At 64.3% G+C, this 1640-nt stretch carries 3 protein-coding genes; all 3 read right to left on the minus strand.

From position 1 onward, the window contains the following. Positions 1 to 278: flagellar protein FliT (locus GXB81_RS31055; protein ID WP_205991216.1), on the minus strand; the 278-nt coding region annotated here is incomplete at its 3' end. Then, complete coding sequence (gene fliS / locus GXB81_RS31060; RefSeq protein WP_167285768.1) at positions 275 to 709, minus strand: flagellar export chaperone FliS; 435 nt, start codon at positions 707 to 709, stop codon at positions 275 to 277. The genes fliS and GXB81_RS31055, both read right to left, overlap by 4 nt. Before the next feature lie 269 nt (positions 710 to 978). Next, the gene (gene fliE / locus GXB81_RS31065) at positions 979 to 1314 is read right to left on the minus strand and encodes a flagellar hook-basal body complex protein FliE (RefSeq protein WP_167047394.1); all 336 of its coding nucleotides are present in this window, start codon (positions 1312 to 1314) and stop codon (positions 979 to 981) included. Positions 1315 to 1640: the final 326 nt, after the last annotated feature.

The following is a 1640-nucleotide window of genomic DNA, read 5'->3' on the forward strand; positions in this document are numbered from 1 at the left end:
TACAGCGCCGACAGCGTCGCCATGCGCGGATTCGCGAGATCGCGGATCGCCGCGTCGTCGGCGAGAATCTGGCGGATCAGCATGTATTTGCGCTGACGCTCGGTCTCGTCGAGTTTCACGCCGTCGTCGGCTTCCTTCAGGGCTTCGACCAGATGCCGGTATTCCTCCTGCAGCTCGACCAGATCGCTCCACAGGGCGTGGCGAGCCGCCATCAGCATGCGGCAGGACAGTGCGGCGATAGCCTCGTATCGGGAAAAATATTCTGCGTTCGATGTCATCTCATGCTTTCCGCGGCAGGCTGCGTAGCCATGCGCGCAACCTCCGGGCCAATCCCGATCCATGCCTCTTCGAGCGTGGCGAGCAAACCGTCGATCTCCACCAGCATCGCCTCGCTCGAATGAATATTGGCTTCGAGCAGCCGGCGCGTCATATAGCTGTACAGCGCATTCAGCCGCCCCGCGATCTCGCCGCCCACCTCGAGGTTCAGCGACTGCTGCAACCCGCTTTCGACGATCCGGATCGCCTTGCTGACCGCCATGCCGCGCTCCGCGACATTGCCCTGCTGCAGATGCATGCGGGCTTGCGCGATGGCCTGCCTTGCGCCCTGGTACAGCAACACGATGAGACGATGCGGACTGGCGCCCATCACGGCCGTCTCGACACCGACGCGTGCATACGCGCTGGCTCCAGCGTGTCCCGGGGAAAACATCGGCGCTCCTCCTCTGATACGGATACTGACTGCGATTGGGTCATGGCTCGGCCCTGCGGCGCGTTGTCGCGCCCGAACCGGCCTGTACCCTGGTTATCGGATACGCGGCGGCAAAGCTTTAGAGCAATGTAAGCAAGGGGGATCGAGGGGCGTCAAAGGAATCGGCCGGCTTGCGCGCCGGCCAGGCTGGCTTGCCGGTTTTCGTGCGGGGGGATGCAGAACCCGGGCGAAACCCAGGCGCAACTCGCACGAAACCCGCGCAAAACCGTTCAGATCGACATCTGCGCGATGTCGTTGTAGGCGGCCACGAGCTTGTTGCGCACCTGCAGGCCGAACTGGAAGCCGATGTTGGCCTTCTGCATGTCGACCATCACGTCGTTCAGCGAGACGTTCGGCGAGCCGAGCTCGAACGCCTGCGATTCGCCGATCGCGCTCTGCTGGTCGCTGCTGATCTTGTCGAGCGAGGCCTTCAGCGCCGAGGCGAAACTCGTGGGCGTCGCCGCGCCGGACTCGTTCGCCGCCGGGCTCGCGTCGCCGGCCGCCTGCGCCGCCATCGCCTGCATCTGTTGCAGCGCCGACGAAAGCGCGTTCACGGGCATGGTCATGTTTTCTCCGTTGGATGTGCGATCGGACTGCCGGAAGGTGTACCGATCTGGACGAAAGCATAGCAGCGCCCCCTTCGGGAAAGCCCCGAAACTAGGGGGGAAACCCGGCTCTATTCAAGCAATCGGGTTGAGCGTCGCCACGGATAATTTCAAGCGTGAAAGTCTCTGTCCGTTCCCTCGCCGAGCCCCGGCGCGATCAGGCGGCAGAACGCAAAGGCATCCCGGAGATACCCGACGCATGGATTCGTCAGCCAACTCGTTGATCAACCCCGACGCCCGCATGGGGCTCGCCGGCGCGCAGCCCGCGCCCGGCCAGCCCGCCAGCG

This window comes from Paraburkholderia sp. Ac-20336, assembly GCF_017105025.1.
Classification (GTDB): Bacteria; Pseudomonadota; Gammaproteobacteria; order Burkholderiales; family Burkholderiaceae; genus Paraburkholderia.

Bases quoted from the DNA above. Each gene is read 5' to 3' on its own strand.
- fliS (WP_167285768.1), bottom strand. From the start codon at position 709: ATGTTTTCCCCGGGACACGCTGGAGCCAGCGCGTATGCACGCGTCGGT.
- fliE (WP_167047394.1), bottom strand. From the start codon at position 1,314: ATGACCATGCCCGTGAACGCGCTTTCGTCGGCGCTGCAACAGATGCAG.